General features: G+C 72.4%; 2 protein-coding genes. One reads left to right on the plus strand and one right to left on the minus strand.

Annotated elements, in window-relative coordinates; translation table 11 throughout:
- Positions 1-133 precede the first annotated feature (133 nt).
- On the minus strand, positions 134-820 hold the full coding sequence (locus B7767_RS29190; RefSeq protein ID WP_085574775.1) for a response regulator transcription factor: 687 nt from the start codon (positions 818-820) through the stop codon (positions 134-136).
- Positions 821-983: 163 nt separating this feature from the next.
- Between B7767_RS29190 and B7767_RS29195 the strand changes: the two genes are divergently transcribed.
- The gene (locus B7767_RS29195; protein WP_085574776.1) at positions 984-1,859 is read left to right on the plus strand and encodes a DUF3152 domain-containing protein; all 876 of its coding nucleotides are present in this window, start codon (positions 984-986) and stop codon (positions 1,857-1,859) included.
- Positions 1,860-1,945 lie beyond the last annotated feature (86 nt).

The raw sequence follows: 1,945 nt of genomic DNA on the forward strand, positions 1-1,945 counted from the left end.
CGCAGGGGGAGCGGGACGCGCGCCAGGGCCGCCCGGAGGAACCGCCGGGGGCCGGCACCCGGTACGGCGGCGGGGGCGGGGGCCCCGTCGGCCGCGGGGCCGGTCCTCCGCTTCCGCGTGGTCCTCCGGTCGCTCATGAGGTGCCGAAGCGGTAACCGAATCCGCGTACGGTCTGCACGTAACGGGGATCCCTGCCTTCACCGAGCTTGTTGCGCAGTCGCTTCACGCAGGCGTCCACGAGCCGTATGTCGCCGTGGTAGCTGTGTTCCCAGACCGCTTCCAGCAGCTGCTGGCGGCTGAACACCTGGCCGGGCGAGGCCGACAGGGTCAGCAGCAGCCGCAGTTCGGAGGGGGCGAGGGTGACGGGTTCGCCGCGGTGCGTCACCACGAGCCCGGCGCGGTCGACGACCAGCTCGCCGTGCGTCTCCGCCCGGGGGCGGGTGCCGTCCGGCAGCGACGCGTCCTGTCTGCGCAGTACGGCCCGTATCCGTGCGTCGAGCACCCTGGCCTGCACGGGCTTCACCACGTAGTCGTCCGCGCCGGTCTCCAGTCCCACGACCACGTCGATGTCGTCGCCCCGGGCCGTCACCATGATGATCGGCACCTGGTCGCGGTCCCTGATCCGGCGGCACACGTCCAGGCCGGACATGCCGGGCAGCATGAGGTCGAGCACGACGACGTCCGGCCGGAACGGACGGAGCTGCTCCAGCCCCTCCTCGCCCGTTTCCACGGCGAGGACCTCATGACCCTGATGCCGCAGACCCAGTCGGACGGCCCTGCGGACATCGTGGTCGTCTTCGACGATCAGGACCCGTGGCATTGCGGCAGTGTAAGCAGACCGGACGAGGTGACCGTCCTGAGTGGGGTCCCCCTCCGACCGCCGTTACACAACGATCACACGGGCCGGGGAACGCGGAGGCCGTTACCTTTCCGTGATGTCGCCGGCTCATCGCGATCATCTGGGCTCACCAGATTGACCTTCCATGCATGCGGCACGACAGCGACCATCCGCACCCCCCACCGGCAGCACCGCGGCCGTCCGCCGCGCCGGCCACCGACGGCGGTCCTCCCATCGCCGGGGACGGCCGCGCCACCGGGGACGGAACCTGCTGATCGGCCTGCTGACGGTCGTCGGCCTGCTGGTCTCGGCGGCGTACGTCCTGGGAGGCGGACGGAGCGACGCGTCGAGCGGTGCGCCGCCCTCGCGAAGCACGCACGTCACCCCCACTCCCACGCCGCCGCCCTCCCCCTCCGCCTCTCCCTCCGCGAGCCGGACCGAGATCGCCGTCCCCCCGACGGGCAGCGGGAGATTCGTCACCGCGCAGGCCGGCGGGGAGACGGTGGGCAGCGGTTCCCGCCCGGTGCGCTACGTCGTGGAGGTCGAGACCGGCCTCGACGTCTCGCCGTCCCAGGCCGCGAACGAGATCGCCGACATACTCGCCGCCCCGCGGGGCTGGACCCACGACCCGGACAACGCGTTCCAGCTGGTGGGCGCGGGATCGCCGCACGACATCAAGATCAGGATCGCGACACCGGCGACGGCGGACGCCCTGTGCTGGGAGGGCATCAAGCAGGACACCGGGGGCGAGTACAACTGCGAGGTCCCCGGAGGGGTGGTGGTGAACCTCAAGCGCTGGGTCAAGGGCTCACCCACCTTCGACGGGCCGATCCACGACTACCGGGCGCTGATCATCAACCACGAGATGGGGCACTTCCTCGGCCACGGGCACGTGACCTGCGGGGGTGCCGGGCGGCCGGCCCCCGTGATGATGCAGCAGATCAAGGGTCTGCACGGATGCGTCGCCAACGCCTGGCCGTACGACGAGAACGGCGACCTCGTCACCGGGCCGCCCGTGTGACCGGCGCCGGCCCCGGCCCGTCCGTCCCGGTGCCCGTCCGCACGCCGGCCGGAGGGCGGGGCGGCATGCCGCCGGCCGCCCGCGAG

Origin of the sequence: Streptomyces sp. 13-12-16 (assembly GCF_002114215.1) — a bacterium.
Taxonomy (GTDB): Bacteria; Actinomycetota; Actinomycetes; order Streptomycetales; family Streptomycetaceae; genus Streptomyces.